The organism is Ruegeria sp. HKCCA4008, from assembly GCF_013033125.1.
In the GTDB taxonomy this organism is placed as follows: Bacteria; Pseudomonadota; Alphaproteobacteria; order Rhodobacterales; family Rhodobacteraceae; genus Ruegeria.
In genome coordinates this window covers 104,181-118,811 of sequence record NZ_WQDM01000003.1, presented here as the reverse complement: position 1 = coordinate 118,811, position 14,631 = coordinate 104,181, and the positions used below count along the sequence as shown (strand labels likewise).

General features: G+C 58.8%; 20 protein-coding genes. 11 read left to right on the top strand and 9 right to left on the bottom strand.

Going from position 1 to position 14,631, the window contains the following annotated elements; translation table 11 throughout:
- Positions 1-34 precede the first annotated feature (34 nt).
- A complete protein-coding gene (gene aspS / locus GOW60_RS08570; RefSeq protein WP_170346084.1) occupies positions 35-1,813 on the top strand; it encodes an aspartate--tRNA ligase in 1,779 nt (592 codons plus the stop codon).
- Between the two features lie 170 nt (positions 1,814-1,983).
- Here aspS and GOW60_RS08565 read toward each other — a convergent pair whose 3' ends face one another.
- Positions 1,984-2,703, bottom strand: a complete 720-nt coding sequence (locus tag GOW60_RS08565; RefSeq protein ID WP_152458959.1) for a response regulator — start codon at positions 2,701-2,703, stop codon at positions 1,984-1,986.
- Between the two features lie 136 nt (positions 2,704-2,839).
- Between GOW60_RS08565 and mce the strand changes: the two genes are divergently transcribed.
- The gene (gene mce / locus GOW60_RS08560) at positions 2,840-3,244 is read left to right on the top strand and encodes a methylmalonyl-CoA epimerase (RefSeq protein WP_152458958.1); all 405 of its coding nucleotides are present in this window, start codon (positions 2,840-2,842) and stop codon (positions 3,242-3,244) included.
- 23 nt (positions 3,245-3,267) lie between these two features.
- Positions 3,268-3,540 carry a DUF1467 family protein gene (locus GOW60_RS08555; RefSeq protein ID WP_171228979.1) on the top strand — a complete coding sequence of 91 codons (273 nt, stop codon included), beginning with the start codon at positions 3,268-3,270 and terminating at the stop codon, positions 3,538-3,540.
- Between the two features lie 6 nt (positions 3,541-3,546).
- Here the strand turns inward: GOW60_RS08555 and GOW60_RS08550 are convergent, their stop codons facing one another.
- Both GOW60_RS08550 and GOW60_RS08545 read right to left on the bottom strand, forming a co-directional pair.
- Positions 3,547-4,245, bottom strand: a complete 699-nt coding sequence (locus GOW60_RS08550; RefSeq protein WP_171228978.1) for an EI24 domain-containing protein — start codon at positions 4,243-4,245, stop codon at positions 3,547-3,549.
- Positions 4,242-4,820: a nitroreductase family protein gene (locus GOW60_RS08545; protein ID WP_171228977.1), complete on the bottom strand. Its 579-nt coding sequence runs from the start codon at positions 4,818-4,820 to the stop codon at positions 4,242-4,244. The genes GOW60_RS08550 and GOW60_RS08545 overlap by 4 nt, the downstream gene beginning before the upstream one ends.
- A gap of 135 nt (positions 4,821-4,955) precedes the next feature.
- Between GOW60_RS08545 and GOW60_RS08540 the strand changes: the two genes are divergently transcribed.
- Entirely contained in the window at positions 4,956-5,231 is a 276-nt protein-coding gene (locus tag GOW60_RS08540) for a DUF167 domain-containing protein (protein WP_171228976.1), read from the top strand.
- Here GOW60_RS08540 and GOW60_RS08535 read toward each other — a convergent pair.
- On the bottom strand, positions 5,219-5,467 hold the full coding sequence (locus tag GOW60_RS08535; protein WP_170346090.1) for a hypothetical protein: 249 nt from the start codon (positions 5,465-5,467) through the stop codon (positions 5,219-5,221). The two genes, GOW60_RS08540 and GOW60_RS08535, sit on opposite strands and share 13 nt — an antisense overlap.
- Before the next feature lie 120 nt (positions 5,468-5,587).
- Here GOW60_RS08535 and GOW60_RS08530 point away from each other — a divergent pair, with 120 nt between their 5' ends.
- The 5 genes from GOW60_RS08530 to GOW60_RS08510 all read left to right on the top strand — a co-directional run bounded on the left by GOW60_RS08530 (position 5,588) and on the right by GOW60_RS08510 (position 7,525).
- Complete coding sequence (locus GOW60_RS08530; protein ID WP_171228975.1) at positions 5,588-6,295, top strand: M48 family metallopeptidase; 708 nt, start codon at positions 5,588-5,590, stop codon at positions 6,293-6,295.
- Complete coding sequence (locus GOW60_RS08525; RefSeq protein WP_171228974.1) at positions 6,292-6,660, top strand: YigZ family protein; 369 nt, start codon at positions 6,292-6,294, stop codon at positions 6,658-6,660. Before GOW60_RS08530 ends, GOW60_RS08525 begins: the two co-directional genes overlap by 4 nt.
- 69 nt (positions 6,661-6,729) lie before the next feature.
- A complete protein-coding gene (locus GOW60_RS08520) occupies positions 6,730-6,981 on the top strand; it encodes a DUF6455 family protein (protein ID WP_152458952.1) in 252 nt (83 codons plus the stop codon).
- A 14-nt stretch (positions 6,982-6,995) separates the two neighbouring features.
- On the top strand, positions 6,996-7,265 hold the full coding sequence (locus GOW60_RS08515) for a DUF6455 family protein (protein ID WP_171228973.1): 270 nt from the start codon (positions 6,996-6,998) through the stop codon (positions 7,263-7,265).
- Positions 7,265-7,525, top strand: a complete 261-nt coding sequence (locus GOW60_RS08510; protein WP_171228972.1) for a DUF6455 family protein — start codon at positions 7,265-7,267, stop codon at positions 7,523-7,525. The genes GOW60_RS08515 and GOW60_RS08510 overlap by 1 nt, the downstream gene beginning before the upstream one ends.
- Here GOW60_RS08510 and GOW60_RS08505 read toward each other — a convergent pair whose 3' ends face one another.
- The gene (locus GOW60_RS08505; protein WP_171228971.1) at positions 7,526-7,768 is read right to left on the bottom strand and encodes a CDGSH iron-sulfur domain-containing protein; all 243 of its coding nucleotides are present in this window, start codon (positions 7,766-7,768) and stop codon (positions 7,526-7,528) included. It lies immediately after the preceding gene.
- A gap of 229 nt (positions 7,769-7,997) precedes the next feature.
- Between GOW60_RS08505 and GOW60_RS08500 the strand changes: the two genes are divergently transcribed.
- The gene (locus GOW60_RS08500) at positions 7,998-8,186 is read left to right on the top strand and encodes a hypothetical protein (protein WP_050604769.1); all 189 of its coding nucleotides are present in this window, start codon (positions 7,998-8,000) and stop codon (positions 8,184-8,186) included.
- Positions 8,187-8,322: 136 nt separating this feature from the next.
- Here the strand turns inward: GOW60_RS08500 and GOW60_RS08495 are convergent, their stop codons facing one another.
- On the bottom strand, positions 8,323-8,682 hold the full coding sequence (locus tag GOW60_RS08495) for a hypothetical protein (protein ID WP_171228970.1): 360 nt from the start codon (positions 8,680-8,682) through the stop codon (positions 8,323-8,325).
- A gap of 112 nt (positions 8,683-8,794) precedes the next feature.
- Positions 8,795-10,183 (bottom strand): 30S ribosomal protein S12 methylthiotransferase RimO, encoded by a 1,389-nt coding sequence (rimO, locus tag GOW60_RS08490; protein WP_171228969.1) that lies wholly within the window; start codon positions 10,181-10,183, stop codon positions 8,795-8,797.
- Positions 10,184-10,223: 40 nt separating this feature from the next.
- Here rimO and GOW60_RS08485 point away from each other — a divergent pair, with 40 nt between their 5' ends.
- Positions 10,224-12,233 carry an AsmA family protein gene (locus GOW60_RS08485; protein ID WP_254443864.1) on the top strand — a complete coding sequence of 670 codons (2,010 nt, stop codon included), beginning with the start codon at positions 10,224-10,226 and terminating at the stop codon, positions 12,231-12,233.
- Between the two features lie 47 nt (positions 12,234-12,280).
- On the opposite strand, the gene GOW60_RS08480 is transcribed toward GOW60_RS08485, so the two are convergent.
- Together GOW60_RS08480 and kdsA are read right to left on the bottom strand one after the other, a co-directional pair.
- On the bottom strand, positions 12,281-13,777 hold the full coding sequence (locus tag GOW60_RS08480) for a phosphomannomutase/phosphoglucomutase (protein WP_171228968.1): 1,497 nt from the start codon (positions 13,775-13,777) through the stop codon (positions 12,281-12,283).
- A gap of 15 nt (positions 13,778-13,792) precedes the next feature.
- On the bottom strand, positions 13,793-14,626 hold the full coding sequence (gene kdsA, locus GOW60_RS08475; RefSeq protein ID WP_171228967.1) for a 3-deoxy-8-phosphooctulonate synthase: 834 nt from the start codon (positions 14,624-14,626) through the stop codon (positions 13,793-13,795).
- Between the last annotated feature and the right edge of the window lie 5 nt (positions 14,627-14,631).

The window sequence follows — 14,631 nt, the reverse complement described above, 5'->3', positions numbered from 1 at the left end:
GGCGCGACGAATTCTGCGCCCGAAGGGATATTCCATGCACGCCTATCGCAGCCACACCTGCGCCGCCTTGACCGCCGCCAATGTTGGAGAAACCGTTCGCCTGTCCGGTTGGGTGCATCGGGTTCGAGATCATGGGGGCGTGCTGTTCATCGATCTTCGCGACCATTTCGGCGTAACCCAGATCCTGTGCGACGGCGACAGCGCCGCCTTTGCCGAGCTGGAAAAGGTGCGGTCCGAATGGTGCATCCGTATCGACGGCACCGTCAAAGCCCGTGACCCGGACCTGGTGAACCCGAAACTGCCCACCGGCGAGATCGAGGTTTACGTACGCGAACTGGAAGTTCTGGGGGCCGCCGACGAATTGCCGCTGATGGTCTTCGGCGATCAGGAATACCCCGAGGAAACCCGCCTGCGCTATCGCTATCTGGACCTGCGCCGCGAGGCGATGCAACGGAACATGACCCTGCGCTCGGACGTGGTTGCGTCCATGCGCAAACGGATGTGGGATCAGGGCTTTCGCGAGTATCAGACGCCGATCATCACCGCCTCGTCACCCGAAGGCGCGCGCGACTTTCTGGTGCCTTCGCGCCTGCATCCGGGCAAATTCTATGCGTTGCCGCAAGCCCCGCAGCAGTTCAAGCAGCTGATCATGGTGTCGGGCTTCGACAAGTATTTCCAGATTGCACCCTGTTTCCGGGACGAAGATCCACGGGCAGACAGGTCGCCCACCGACTTCTACCAGCTGGATCTCGAGATGTCCTTTGTAGAGCAGCAGGACGTGTTCGACGTCATTCAACCTGTTCTGACCGGCGTGTTCGAAGAATTTGGCGGCGGTCGCAAGGTTGATCAGGACTGGCCGCAAATTTCCTACAAGGACGCGGCGCTGTGGTACGGCACCGACAAGCCGGACCTGCGGAACCCCATCAAGATGCAGGTGGTATCCGAGCATTTCCGCGGTTCCGGTTTCGCGATCTTCGCCAAGCTGCTTGAACAGGAAGGCACCGAGATCCGCGCGATCCCCGCGCCGGGCGGCGGCAGCCGCAAGTTCTGCGACCGCATGAACGCCTTTGCCCAGAAAGAGGGTCTGCCAGGCATGGGCTATATCTTCTGGCGCGATCAGGGTGAAGGGATGGAGGCTGCGGGACCGCTGGCCAAGAACATCGGCCCCGAGCGCACCGAGGCAATCCGTCAGCAACTGGGTCTGGGTGTCGGCGATGCAGCCTTCTTCCTGGGCGGCAAGCCAAAAGCCTTTGAAAAGGTTGCCGGTAAGGCGCGTGACGTGATCGGTGAGGAATTGAACCTGACCGAAAAAGACCGTTTTGCCTTTGCCTGGATCGTGGATTTCCCGATCTATGAGCAAGACGAAGAAACCGGCGCGATCGACTTTGAGCACAACCCGTTCTCGATGCCGCAGGGCGGTATGGAGGCGTTGCAGGGCAACCCGCTGGATGTGCGCGGCTACCAGTATGATCTGGCGTGCAACGGGTACGAGCTGGTTTCAGGCGCGATCCGGAACCACAAGCCGGAAATCATGCTGAAGGCCTTTGAACTGGCGGGCTATGGCGAGGATGAAGTGAAATCCCGCTTTGGTGCCCTGTTCAATGCCTTCCACTACGGCGCCCCGCCACACGGTGGATGCGCGGCTGGTATCGACCGGATCGTGATGCTGTTGGCAGATGAGGCCAATATCCGCGAAGTCATGATGTTCCCGATGAACCAGCGTGCCGAAGATCTGATGATGGACGCACCTTCGGACCCGACCTCGGATCAGTTGATGGAGCTGGGTCTTCGCATTATCCCTCAGGACCAGTAAAAAAACCGCCCGCGTATCGCGGGCGGATTTTTCACGCAGGCAGCCTGTGTCAGTCCAGCGGGTCTTTCAGATTGTTTCGGTTGACGCGGATGGAACGCGCGGCCTGCCGTGTTTGGCGGTACAGCCAGATGCACAAAAGGGTTGCAGTGATGAAATACGCTGTCACCATTTCAAATCGCCTCTCGCTGTTCCAGTCGGTTCTGCACCATCCCGGCAACCTGCGCCGCCTGCGCCATGATCGGCGTCCCGTTCGCGCGTGACAATGCCAGCTTTCGCGCTGCTTCCGCCAAGGGCCTGTCATTTGCCTCGCGCGCGACGCCGTGCAGGAACTGTGCGGCGTAGTCCAATGTACTGTGATCGTTGGGACCTGCGAGCACATCGGCGATATGGGCCATGTCGTCCTGATAAGCCAAAGGGTCCGGGCGAATGATTTCATCGCGCACGGCATGAAGCCCGCTGGGCCGCCGGTCCTCTGGCAGGCGTTCCAGAATGGATTTTTGAAAATGTGACATTGATTTTAGCGGCTTGGACAAAAACCCATCCGCGCCGGCCGCCAGAGCCATGTCTTCGCTGCCGTCATCGCCCGAAAGGCCCATGATGACACTGATACGGGGCGTGGCCTCGGCCAATTCGGCGATCAGGTCGGCGCCGGAACCGTCCGGCAGGCCCATATCGACCAGGATGACCGAAGGCCGATAGATCTGTAGATGCCTTCGGGCCGATTTCAGGCAATCCGCACGGCGAATGCGCGCGCCGCTGTGTAGGCACATCAGGCGGATGGCATCGCAAGCGTACCGGCTGTCTTCGACAACCAATATGGTCTGACCCAGCAAGGGTCGAGTCGCGGTGGGCGCGGCGGTGGTGGTGGCAAGTAGGCCCGAATCGTCCATGGCAGCTCTCCTATGCAGCAGATGCTTCACGCTAGGAACTTCTGGCTAACACGACGTTAACGCGCGATTTGGCGCACTTGTCCTTTGGCGGATCAGCCCCCATAACCCATGCAACGCAGGACAGCAGGAGTGAGACATGATTGGACGTCTGAACCACGTCGCCATCGCCGTACCGGATCTTGAGGCGGCGTCCGAGCAATACCGTAACGCGCTGGGCGCCAAAGTCGGCGCGCCGCAGGACGAGCTGGATCATGGTGTCACGGTCGTGTTCATCGAACTGCCCAACACCAAGATCGAACTTCTGTATCCGCTGGGTGACGACAGCCCGATCAACGGTTTTTTGGAAAAGAACCCGGCCGGCGGCATCCACCATGTATGTTACGAGGTCGAGGATATCATCGCGGCCCGTGATCATCTGAAAGCGACCGGAGCCCGTGTTTTGGGATCAGGTGAGCCCAAGATCGGTGCGCATGGTAAACCGGTTCTGTTTCTGCACCCCAAGGATTTCAACGGCTGCCTGGTCGAGCTGGAGCAGGTATAACCCCCAGCCCCGGAGGGCCTGAAATGACCATTACTGCCGCGCTGGTGTTGTTTGCCGTCATCTGGTTCATGACGTTGTTGGTGGTGCTGCCCATTCGCATCAAAACCCAGGGCGATCTGGGTGACATCGTTCCCGGCACGCATGCGGGCGCGCCGGAAGTGCATCACATGAAAAGAAAGATGTGGATCACCACCGGTATCTCTGTGATTCTGTGGGCGATCATCGCCGGAATCATCCTGTCGGGCGTGATCTCGGTGCGGGATTTCGACTGGCTGAACCAGTTGGAGCCAAGGTAATCCCCGTCAGGCCTTTTGGCCTGACAAGGCATGATAGATATGGGTGAACGTGGCGGCCCCGATGATCGGGATCACCAGGTTCACCAGCGGCACTGAAAGCGGAATGGCGATCAATGTGCCCGCCACCCAGATCGTCGTTGAATGTTTGGCCCGCAGCTTGCGCGCGCCATCGCGCCCGATCCTTCGCATCGCGGCAAGGGTAAAGTATTCACGCCCCAGCAAAAATCCGTTCATCGCCCAGAAGATGAAAGGCGCAAGCGGGGTGAAAATCGCATAGAGGATCAGCGCCAGCAGGTTTGCCACAATCAGAACGCCAAGGAAGCTGAGACCGTCCTTAAGCGCCTCTGAGGCCGGGATGCGCCGTGCGGGCGGCAACGCCGGAAAATGCTTGTCCTCAACCGCCTGTGCCACCTCGTCCAGAAAGATCGAGGTGATGGCCGACGCGACCGGCACCATCAGAAAAACGGGCAGGATCAGGACGAGCACGATACCGGAATAGTTCAGAACGTCGTTCAGCCACGGCACAGCTCCCACAAACGGCAGTGAGATTTCGCTGCCTGACAGCCAGTTGATCAACCAGATCGCACCTGCACAGGCCAGAACCAGCAGCAGAATGGTCAGACCCACGCCGCGCAGCAATACGGCGCGAAACCTGGGGTCTCCGGTCTGGCCAAGTGCGCTGAAAAAGGCGTTCAGGATGATCATTCCGAAACCCACTCTGTCAACGCGGCCACGTCGGGCCGCGGGCGTTCCGGCGGGGTCGCTCCCTCGGTGGCGATATGAATCAAACCGGCCACGCGTTCGTTTTCGGCAAGCCCGAAAGCATCGACACAGAATTCGCGATCATGTGTTTGCCAACCCGACAGCCAATTGGCGCCCCAGCCCGCAGCCAGCGCGGCATTCAGCAGCGCCAGACAGACCGCGCCAGCAGAGTAGGATTGTTCGATGGCCGGAATCTTTTCGGATTGTTTGCGAACCTCGATGACCGCGACGGTCAGATGCCCCATATCGAACTGGCTGCGCGCCTTGGCGATGTCTTCCGGGCTTTTGTTCAGCCTTTGTCCGCAGGCCTCGGTCAGGGTCGCCAGGCGTGGCATGGCGCCCTTTTCCAGAACGATAAATCGCCAGGGCTCCAGTTTGCCGTGATCGGGGCTGCGGGCTGCGGCCGTCAGCAACGGCAGCAACTCTTCCCGGGTTGGGGCCGGAGCAACCAGTGTCTTGGCCGGCCGGGACCGGCGCGACTGCAAAAACTCCAAAGCGGCGGGGTTTTTCAGGGACATATGTTAACTTCCTTTACATCGGGACTCTGTATCTTGGTCGGTATTCTGCCCGTTTCAAGGGCACGCCAATGGATTGCGTGGATCAATTTCATTACGACGTGCTTCGTGCAAGACTTTGAGAAAAAAGAGGAGACAATGGCGAAACCCAAACTGCGCGATCTGCCGGATCTCAGCGCGATGGCGCAGGCCGGGGCCGTGTTCAAGCTGAAGGTGACGCCCAAGGCGGCCCGCGATCGGGTGAGCGTCGAAGACGGGCAGATCAAGGTATCCGTTACGGCCCCGCCGGAAAACGGTAAGGCCAACAGGGCCGTGCAGTTGCTGCTTGCAGAATGTCTTGGCGTCGCGCCCTCGACCCTGACGCTGAAGCAGGGGCAAGCCGCACGGATCAAGCTTTTTTCCTATGACCCCTGAGGTCCGGTTTCGCGAATTTGATAAACACCTTCGGGCAGATCCAGCGCGGCCGCCAGATCCCGCACCTGCTCGGGCGACAACGTGATCTTCTGTATTTGATCGGTGCGGGGATCAAGTTGTTCCAGCGTGACGCATTCCGCGAAATTGTTGATCACCACATCTTCTTGCAAAGGTTGTTCGCCTTCGTCCACAAGCGTAATGACCGTCGAGTCGAATTCATGCTCAATCGTAAACATGAGGCCAGAGTGCAAGCCGCCGGGGCGCAATGCAAGCCGTTCGTTGAACCGGCGGTGTGGTTTCGCCGGCACGGTCGTACTATGTTGAAATCACGGCCATTCGGTCTCAAAGGATATGACATGCACAGATGGTTTGTTTTTTTGCTGTCCCTGCTGCTTGCGGCATGTGGAGAGGGGGCCTTGCGCGTCCAACCCGCCGAGGAATGGCTGGGGGATGAGCCAGAGGCCGAACCGATGGTGCAAACCTTCCGAGAGGTCAGTCGGGCCGTCGGGGCGGAAGCCCGCAGACAGTGTCTGAAACAGACGACCGGGCAGAATTGCGACTTTCGGATTCTTGTCGACTTGAACCCACAGGCTTCGGTCAATGCATTCCAGACGCTGGATGAAAACAAGCAGCCGGTGATCATATTCACCCGCTCGATGATCGAATCCACCCAGAACGCGGATGAACTGGCGTTTGTCATGGGGCATGAAGCAGCCCACCACGTGTTGGGGCATATCGCCAGGCAGAGTGAAATCGCCAGCGCCAGCGCGGCTGAGTTCGGGCGGGTGGCAGAGTTGCGCGGCGGGGACGCCGCCGCCATTGAAGAGGCGCAAAAGCTGGGCGCGCAGGTCGGCGTTCAGGCTTATGTGAAAGACTTTGAGCTGGAGGCAGACCAGTTGGGAACCATCATCACGTATAATGCGGGATACAATCCGTTGGTCGGGGCAAGGTTCTTTGATCGCATCCCGGATCCCGGTGACAGGTTTTTGGGAACCCACCCACCAAATGCACAACGTGTGCAGATCGTGCGGGAAACAGCAGAGCAGTTGGGTTTGTCCCAATGACCGAACTTACATGCTTGGGTGTTGTCATGACGGATCGCGGCTCGAAATACGCGGTGTCCGGGGCGCAGGTCACGACGCGGGCTGAAATCGACGCCGTTTTGAACGATTTGAAATCCGACAAGAGCTATGCCAAGGCCACCCACAACACCTGGGCTGCGGTCTTGCCGACCGGCGCGTTGAAAGCTGATGACGGAGAAAGCGGCGCGGGCATGGTGATCCTTCGGATGATCGAACGCGCCGGGCTGAAAAATCACGTAATTATCGTGACGCGCTGGTATGGCGGCAAGAAACTGGGCGGGGATCGCTTTCGCCGCGTTCAGGATGCCACGCGGTCCTATCTGGATCACATCGGCGTCCAATCTTGACCTGAGTCAATGTTTGCCTTCGCGGATGCGCTACGCTTTGGACACAGCGTGAAAGCGAAAGGAAACAGCATGCCCACCCACGAGACCCTGCGGCTGCATGCCGGATTGGTGGACGATATGGCCAGAATGCTGGACATTGATCTTGAGGAAGCCGCCATTGATGGTTCCGTTTCCGTGGACCAGATCTCTGATGCTGTTTTGCGCTGTACCGACTGCCCGAACCCGGATCACTGCAAGAGTTTGCTGAACGATCCCGGATCTGCTCGGCGGACACCCGAATACTGCCGAAATCAGGAATTGCTTCACAATCTCCTGCCTTGACACAAAGGTCTGCCATGACACATCTGGGCGAAATCATGACTCATCTGCGTTTGGTGTTGCGTATGGGGCAAGCAACCGGAACCGACTTGGCCGCGGCCTATCGGAAAGGTCATCTGAAACAGGAAGAATGGGCTGAAATCGTGCAGCAGTGTCGCGGCTGTTCTTGGGCCAAGGACTGCCCGGAATGGTTGGAACGGCGCGAGCAGGTTGAACAGGCGCCGTCGACATGCCCGAATCGCAAATGCTTTGCCGCCCTCAAAACCAAGCAGGTGGAGAACGCTTGATGTCTCAGGTCGCGTTGGGGGAAATCGAAAAGCACTTTTGGCTTACGCGCTCGGTTTCACGCTGCATGGGCATTTCAATGACCGAAGCGATGGCCGAAGGACGTCTTTCACCCGAAAAATACGCCGAGCTTGTCACGCGGTGCCGTGCTGCCGGATGTGATGTGAAATGCGAGTTTTGGCTTGCCCGGCAACAGGGCACAGCGACCACTGCCCCGGATTTTTGCCCCAATGCCGAGATACTGAATGGGTTGAAAACCTGATCAAAGCCCGTTGTGCGTTCCGTCGCACAAAGGCGGTTTCGAACTGTGTTTGCAGCCACAAAAGAAGACCTTTTTGCTGCTTTCCGCTGTATATTTCACGGGCTCTGACCCGGTGCCTTTGTGCGATCCGTCGCAAAACGGCTGGCGGCTGGATTTGCCGCAGGCACACCAGAAATAAGTTTTCCCTTCGACGACCTCGACCGGAAATGGCGATTTCCGGGCAACAATGGGCGCGTTTGACATATGGCTTCTCCGTCTTTAGCTGAATTCGCTGCAACAGTTTAGGGCGCCGGAGTCAGAAGAATAGGTTTCACGCCTCAAAGAACATCATTGCGCCATTTGATTGGCATGGATTCGCTGTGACTCACGAAGACGTGATCGATTCAGTTGCCAGATTGCCGTTCAGCCCGTATTCTTAACCTGGCCCCGAAAAGCTGGGCAATATCAGAAAAGTAATAAAGGATTGACGGACATGAAACTGAAACTCGCTGCCGTTGGCGCATTTGCACTGATCCTGACTGCCTGTGCGCAGCAGGAAGAACCGACACCTGTTTACGTTCAGCCCAGCTATGACAAAGCCGGCACACCCAGCTGTCCGGGTGGTTATCAATTGGCCACAACCGAGGCTGGCCAGACGGTCTGTGACCCAATCACTCAGTAAGCCATTCGCAGGCGGCCCGGACCCGGACCGCCTGTACGCTTTCGGGAAAGACCGTCACCAGTTGTGGCGGTTTTTTCTTGCCTGCGATTTCGCGGCTATCGGACAATTTGCGTTCTTCGCGTTGCGCGAACCCTGTTCAGTGCCTTTTTAGGCCGTAGTTATGCTTGAACTTGAATGACTTGAATTTCTGTCGCTTGACCGACCCGTAGGGGATATGCCCGATGACACGCCGTTTGGGGGCGGTGTATCGATAAACCGGGGCCGGCTTTTTGTTATGCGCCTTGGGCCGCTTGGCATATGACTTGGCCTTCGGGGCCACGTAATACCGGTTTATCTTGTGACGGCCGTTTTTGTGAAAGCTTAGATGTTTGCCGCCAACCGCAATGACTCCGGCAGAGCCGACCTGTGTAGGCTGGGCGTAACCGGGGGTGGCCACGAAATGCGCGGCCATCAGGAAAACCACGTAGTTCAGGCTAGGCTTGAAGATACGAGACATGAAAACCTCCATGATTGGCTTTCAGTCCAAGATCGGGTCTGACCGCGTGTTCGGCCAATAAACTCGGTTCACGCTTTGCCCATATTCCGTGTGCTCGACGCGGTGTCAGACCTTAGACGGGCTTGCCCCACAAATCGTATTCTCCGGCCTCGTCCACTTCGACCGTGACGATGTCACCGGGCCTGAGGTTTTCGAACCCATCATCGATGAACAGGTTGCCGTCGATCTCGGGCGCGTCTGCTTTGGTGCGGCAGGTGGCGGCCTCGTCATCGACCTCGTCCACGATCACCTCAAGCGTCTGTCCGACCTTTGCCCGCAACTTGGCCTCCGAGATCGCCTGTGCCTTTTCCATGAAGCGATCCCAGCGATCCTGCTTGATTTCGGCCGGAACGTGATCGGGCAGTTCATTTGACCGCGCGCCATCGACGTTTTCATACTGAAAACACCCGACACGATCCAACTGCGCCTCGTCCATCCAGTCCAGTAAGGTCTGGAATTCCGACTCCGTCTCACCCGGATAGCCGACGATAAAGGTCGACCGCAGGGTGATATCCGGGCAGATCGCGCGCCAGGCCTTGATTTCATCCAGCGTTCTGGCCGACGCGGCCGGGCGGGCCATGCGTTTCAGCACATCCGGGTGGGCGTGTTGAAACGGGATATCCAGATAAGGCAGCACGTTGCACCCGGCATCCGCCATCAGCGGAATCAAGTCCCGCACATGTGGATAGGGATACACATAGTGCAGCCGCACCCAAGCATCGAGCTGCCCCAGCTCGCGCGCCAGATCGGTGATATGGCTGCGCACTTCACCGTCTTTCCACGGGTTGATGTCGTATTTCCGGTCCAGCCCATAGGCCGAGGTGTCCTGCGAAATCACCAGCAGCTCACGCACGCCGTTTTGCACCAGCTTTTCCGCCTCGCGCAGAACCGAATGCGCCGGGCGGCTGGCCAGTTTTCCGCGCATGTCGGGGATGATGCAGAACTTGCACTTGTGGTTGCAGCCCTCGGAAATTTTCAGATAGCTGTAATGGCGTGGCGTCAACTGCACGCTGCTGGCGGGCAACAGGTCCACGAACGGATCAGGATCGGGGGGCACGGCGGCATGCACCGCATCCAGCACCTGCTCGTATTGGTGTGGGCCGGTGACAGCCATGATGCGGGGGTGATGCTCGCGAATGTAATCCGGCTCGGCCCCCAGACAGCCGGTCACGATGACCTTGCCGTTTTCCACCAGCGCCTCTCCGATCGCGTCCAGCGATTCCGCCTTGGCGCTGTCAAGGAACCCGCAGGTGTTCACGATGACGGCATCGGCCCCGGCATAATCCGGCGAAATGCCGTATCCTTCGGCACGCAGCCGGGTCAGAATGCGTTCACTGTCGACCAACGCCTTCGGGCAGCCCAACGACACCATGCCGATGGTCGGCTGGTTCGAATGGGGTGTCTCGGTGATCCGGGCAGAAGGGGCCAGGTCGGGGCGGAGGTTCGGCGGGTTTGTCGTCATGCGCGGCATATAGTCGGGAAAGCTTGCCCTTGCAAATATGATGCGTGATTTGAATGATCACGGCAATGACAAGCCAAAAGGCGGAGAGCAGAAAATGAAATGGCTGATGCGCATCCTGTTTATCGTTGTCGCCGTGATCGCGTTGATCATCGGCGCGCTGTTGCTGATGCCGGGGGAAAAGCTTGCCGCGATTCTGGCCGAGCAGGTCAAGGCCCAGACCGGGCGTGATCTGACGCTGACCGGAGATGTGCGCATTTCCTTCTGGCCGGTGGTCGGGATGGAAACCGGGCCGGTGCGTTTCGGCAACGCAAGCTGGGCCGGACCCGAGCCGATGCTCAGCGCGGATAGCCTGGCCGTCGGAGTGGACGCTGCCGGGCTGTTGAACGGGGATCTGCGGATCAAACGAGTTTTTGCAGACAATCCCGTGTTGCGGTTGGAACGATCCGATGGGCGCGGCAATTGGGAATTGAGCGCCCCGACAACCGCGACAACTGCGGTCGCGACCGGGGGGGGCACGCCCGCTGAGCCCTCGGGGCAGGTCACGCTGGATCGGTTGGAGCTGACAAATGCACGGCTGATTTACGTTGAAAATGGTTCGACGCAGATGGATTTCTCGGACGTGACACTATCTGCAAGCTGGCCCGAGGTGGCGGCCCCGCTGGTAATGGAGGCCGCCATGCCAGTGCCCGGAGGCGCGGTTCAGGTTGATCTGAAAATCCCGGACTTACCGGCATTTGCCGCCGGGTCAGTAACTGATCTGGAACTGGCTTTGACGGCCCCGGGCGGAGAGGTCGGATTTGACGGGCGCGTCAATCTTGCGGGCGAAATGGATGGAACGACCAAGGTCGTGACGCGGGACACCGAAAGGATGCTTGCCGCCTTCGGTCAGTCTGGCACATCCGTACCGCCCGGATTGGGCAAGACTGCCGACATTTCAGCGCATATGACGTATACGCAGGACGGGCGGATTTCCATGCGGAACATGGTTGCGCAATTGGATGACAACCGGTTCGTGGGTGAGGCGGATATCACCATCTCGGACCCGCCGCGTATCGTGGCCCGTCTGGAAGCCGGTGATCTGGATCTGTCGCGGATTTCCGAAACCGCTTCTGCTTCAGGCGGCACGTCTCAGGCAAGCGCTCCTGCACCTGAGGGGTGGTCGAAAGACCCTATCGACGCGTCTGCTCTGGCATTGGCGAACGGTAAGATCCGCCTGACGGCGAACTCGATCGCCGTGCCCGGGATGACGTTCGGCAAAAGCGATCTGACCCTGTCGCTGGATCGGTCGCGGGCCGTTCTGGAAATGCACCCGGCCACGCTGTTTGCGGGTCAGTTGCACGGTCAGGTGGTAGCCAACAACCGCAACGGCCTGTCTGTGGGCGGCAACGTGACCGCCACCGGGATCGATCTGGAACAGGCACTGACCACGATGGCCGGGGTCAAGCGCCTGTCGGGAACCGCTGCGGGAGCGTTTGAGTTTCTGGGCGTCGGCCAGTCCGAGGATCAGATCATGCGGTCCCTCAGCGGCAAGGGAAACCTGGATGTCGGTCCCGGAGTGATTTCCGGGCTCGATTTGGACCGATTGATGGGGCAGGGCACCGGATCAGGCGGAACCACCGTGTTCAACAGCCTGACGGCCAGTTTCACCATCGACCAGGGCGTGCTGACGAACAGCGATCTGCTCATGTCACTGAAGAATTTCCGCGCAGATGGCACCGGCACGGTGGATCTGGGGGCTCGCAACATCGACTATCTGTTCACGCCCGTGGCGCTGCGGGCCAATTCCGGGCAGGGGATATCGGTTCCCGTTCACATCAAAGGCCCCTGGAGCGATCCGTCGATCAAGCCGGACTTGACCAAGGTGATCGAGGCGGCGGCGGATGTGAAGGTCAAGGAACTGGAAGACGACGCAAAACAGAAGGTTTTTGAAAAGGTCGGCAACGAATTGGATACGACGATCACCGACAGTGACCAGATCGAAGACGCCATCAAGAACAAGCTTGAAGAAGAGGCAAAAAAAGGTCTGCTCAAATTATTCGGCGGCGACTGAGCAACCATCGTGCTTGGGGCATCGGGATATGCCCCAAGCAGTTGTGTTCAGATGGTTTGGTCGTAGTCGCCGACACCGGGCTCGGTTCGGATGACGGCGTCAATGTCCGCGAAGATGGCGCGCATCTCAGCCTCGCTTTCGCTGCTTTCACAGACGACGACCAGATTGGGGGTATTGGACGAAGCCCGCACCAGGCCCCAGCTTCCGTTGTCCAGAATCACGCGTGCGCCGTTCACCGTGACCACTTCTTTGATTGCGCGGCCAGCGAGTGTTTCGCCCGCATCTCCCTTGGCGACCAGCTTGTCGACCAGCCGCTGAAGGATTTCATATTTCTCGGTATCGGCGGCGTGGGGCGACATCGTGGGGGTGGACCAGGTCTTGGGCAGGGCCTTGCGCAGGTCCGACATGCTCTGATCCGGGTTGCGGTCCATCAGTTTGCAGATTTCGACTGCGACACGCATTCCACAGTCGTATCCACGCCCGATCGGTTCGGCCAAAAAGTAGTGGCCTGATTTTTCGAACCCTGCCAGTGCCCCGATTTCCTTGACGCGGCGCTTCATGTGGCTGTGGCCGGTCTTCCAATAATCGGCTTTGACGCCCAGGGCCTGCAACTCGGGGTCGCTGGCGAACAGACCGGTGGATTTCACATCCGCAACAAAGGTCGATCCGGGGTGAAGCTTGGCCAGATCACGCGCCATGATCACGCCAACTTTGTCGGCAAAGATCTCCTCACCCTCGTCATCGACGACGCCGCAGCGGTCTCCGTCACCGTCAAACCCAAGCGCCAGATCGGCTCCGCTGGATTTCACCGTGGCGGCCATGTCGTGCAGCATCTCCATGGCTTCCGGGTTCGGGTTGTAGTTGGGGAAGGTATAGTCCAGCCGGTTATGGCTGGGAACGATCTCAACCCCGATCCGTTCGAAAATCTCGGGCGCAAAGGCCGAAGCCGTGCCGTTGCCTGTTGCGCAGACCACTTTCAGCGGGCGGGACATTTTGAAATCGCCGACCAGGTCGTCGATATAGGCCTCTTTGACGCCATCGACGAACTCGTACGAGCCGCCTTCGCGCGCGACGCCCTCGCCGTTCAGAACGATGTCACGCAGTTCCGACATCTCATCCGGGCCATGGGTCAGCGGGCGGTCAAAACCCATTTTGACCCCGGTCCAGCCGTTCGGGTTGTGGCTGGCGGTGACCATGGCCACTGCGGGCACATCCAGATGGAACTGCGCAAAATAGGCCATGGGGCTGAGCGCAGGGCCGATGTCTTTGACACGGATACCAGCCTGCATCAGGCCCAGCATCAGGGCATTTTTGATCGCCAATGAATAGTCACGATAGTCGTTTCCGACTGCGATCACAGGCTCGATCCCGCGCCTGTGCATCTGTGTGCCAAGCCCCAGCCCAAGCGCGGTCATTCCGGGCAGGTTGATCTCTTCAGGATATTTCCAACGGGCATCGTATTCACGGAACCCGGTGGGCGTGATCATCGCGTCGCGCAGAAAGTTCCAGCTGTTGGGTGTTACCTCGGTGAGGGGTTTGATCATAAGAAATCTCAATCTTTAAATCTGAATCGGATTCGCTTTAGCAAGCGCATCAAATCGCATCAATGTGTCAACAAGTTGGGGCATCTGGTCGAGCGGGATCATATTTGGCCCGTCCGATGGGGCCGAGTCCGGATCCTGATGGGTTTCAATGAACACGGCCCCGACACCCAGAGAAACCGCGGCGCGGGCCATCACGGGTGCAAATTCGCGTTGTCCGCCCGAAGACCCGCCCTTGCCTCCGGGTTGCTGCACGGAATGGGTGGCGTCCATCACCACCGGATAGCCGGTTTTCGCCATTTGGGGCAGCGCACGCATATCGGCAACCAGCGTGTTGTAGCCAAATGAGGTTCCACGTTCGGTCAGCAGTATATTTTGATTTCCGGTGCTTTCGATTTTGTCGACGATGTTGGTCATTTCCCAAGGTGCAAGGAATTGCCCCTTTTTCACATTGACCGCTTTGCCGGTGTTGCCGGCCGCCAGCAACATGTCGGTCTGACGGCACAGGAACGCCGGAATTTGCAGAACGTCCACCGCCTCGGCGGCGATGGCGCATTGCGCCTCGGTATGAACATCGGTCAGAACCGGGATACCCATCGTTTTACGGATGTCATCCAGTACCTTCAGCCCCGCATCGATGCCCATGCCACGCTTGCCCGACAGGGATGTCCGGTTCGCCTTGTCATAAGACGCCTTGAAGACGTATTGCGCCCCGGCTGCGTCGCAGGCTTCTTTCATTTTGCCCGCAATCATCTGCGCATGGTCTGCCGTTTCAAGCTGACATGGCCCAGCTATGATGGTCAGCGGAAGGTCGTTGCCGACTGTCAGGTCGGAGATTTTAACATGTTTCATGAGTT

Bases quoted from the DNA above. Each gene is read 5' to 3' on its own strand.
- aspS (WP_170346084.1), top strand. From the start codon at position 35: ATGCACGCCTATCGCAGCCACACCTGCGCCGCCTTGACCGCCGCCAAT.
- GOW60_RS08565 (WP_152458959.1), bottom strand. From the start codon at position 2,703: ATGGACGATTCGGGCCTACTTGCCACCACCACCGCCGCGCCCACCGCG.
- mce (WP_152458958.1), top strand. From the start codon at position 2,840: ATGATTGGACGTCTGAACCACGTCGCCATCGCCGTACCGGATCTTGAG.
- GOW60_RS08555 (WP_171228979.1), top strand. From the start codon at position 3,268: ATGACCATTACTGCCGCGCTGGTGTTGTTTGCCGTCATCTGGTTCATG.
- GOW60_RS08550 (WP_171228978.1), bottom strand. From the start codon at position 4,245: ATGATCATCCTGAACGCCTTTTTCAGCGCACTTGGCCAGACCGGAGAC.
- GOW60_RS08545 (WP_171228977.1), bottom strand. From the start codon at position 4,820: ATGTCCCTGAAAAACCCCGCCGCTTTGGAGTTTTTGCAGTCGCGCCGG.
- GOW60_RS08540 (WP_171228976.1), top strand. From the start codon at position 4,956: ATGGCGAAACCCAAACTGCGCGATCTGCCGGATCTCAGCGCGATGGCG.
- GOW60_RS08535 (WP_170346090.1), bottom strand. From the start codon at position 5,467: ATGTTTACGATTGAGCATGAATTCGACTCGACGGTCATTACGCTTGTG.
- GOW60_RS08530 (WP_171228975.1), top strand. From the start codon at position 5,588: ATGCACAGATGGTTTGTTTTTTTGCTGTCCCTGCTGCTTGCGGCATGT.
- GOW60_RS08525 (WP_171228974.1), top strand. From the start codon at position 6,292: ATGACCGAACTTACATGCTTGGGTGTTGTCATGACGGATCGCGGCTCG.
- GOW60_RS08520 (WP_152458952.1), top strand. From the start codon at position 6,730: ATGCCCACCCACGAGACCCTGCGGCTGCATGCCGGATTGGTGGACGAT.
- GOW60_RS08515 (WP_171228973.1), top strand. From the start codon at position 6,996: ATGACACATCTGGGCGAAATCATGACTCATCTGCGTTTGGTGTTGCGT.
- GOW60_RS08510 (WP_171228972.1), top strand. From the start codon at position 7,265: ATGTCTCAGGTCGCGTTGGGGGAAATCGAAAAGCACTTTTGGCTTACG.
- GOW60_RS08505 (WP_171228971.1), bottom strand. From the start codon at position 7,768: ATGTCAAACGCGCCCATTGTTGCCCGGAAATCGCCATTTCCGGTCGAG.
- GOW60_RS08500 (WP_050604769.1), top strand. From the start codon at position 7,998: ATGAAACTGAAACTCGCTGCCGTTGGCGCATTTGCACTGATCCTGACT.
- GOW60_RS08495 (WP_171228970.1), bottom strand. From the start codon at position 8,682: ATGTCTCGTATCTTCAAGCCTAGCCTGAACTACGTGGTTTTCCTGATG.
- rimO (WP_171228969.1), bottom strand. From the start codon at position 10,183: ATGACGACAAACCCGCCGAACCTCCGCCCCGACCTGGCCCCTTCTGCC.
- GOW60_RS08485 (WP_254443864.1), top strand. From the start codon at position 10,224: ATGCGTGATTTGAATGATCACGGCAATGACAAGCCAAAAGGCGGAGAG.
- GOW60_RS08480 (WP_171228968.1), bottom strand. From the start codon at position 13,777: ATGATCAAACCCCTCACCGAGGTAACACCCAACAGCTGGAACTTTCTG.
- kdsA (WP_171228967.1), bottom strand. From the start codon at position 14,626: ATGAAACATGTTAAAATCTCCGACCTGACAGTCGGCAACGACCTTCCG.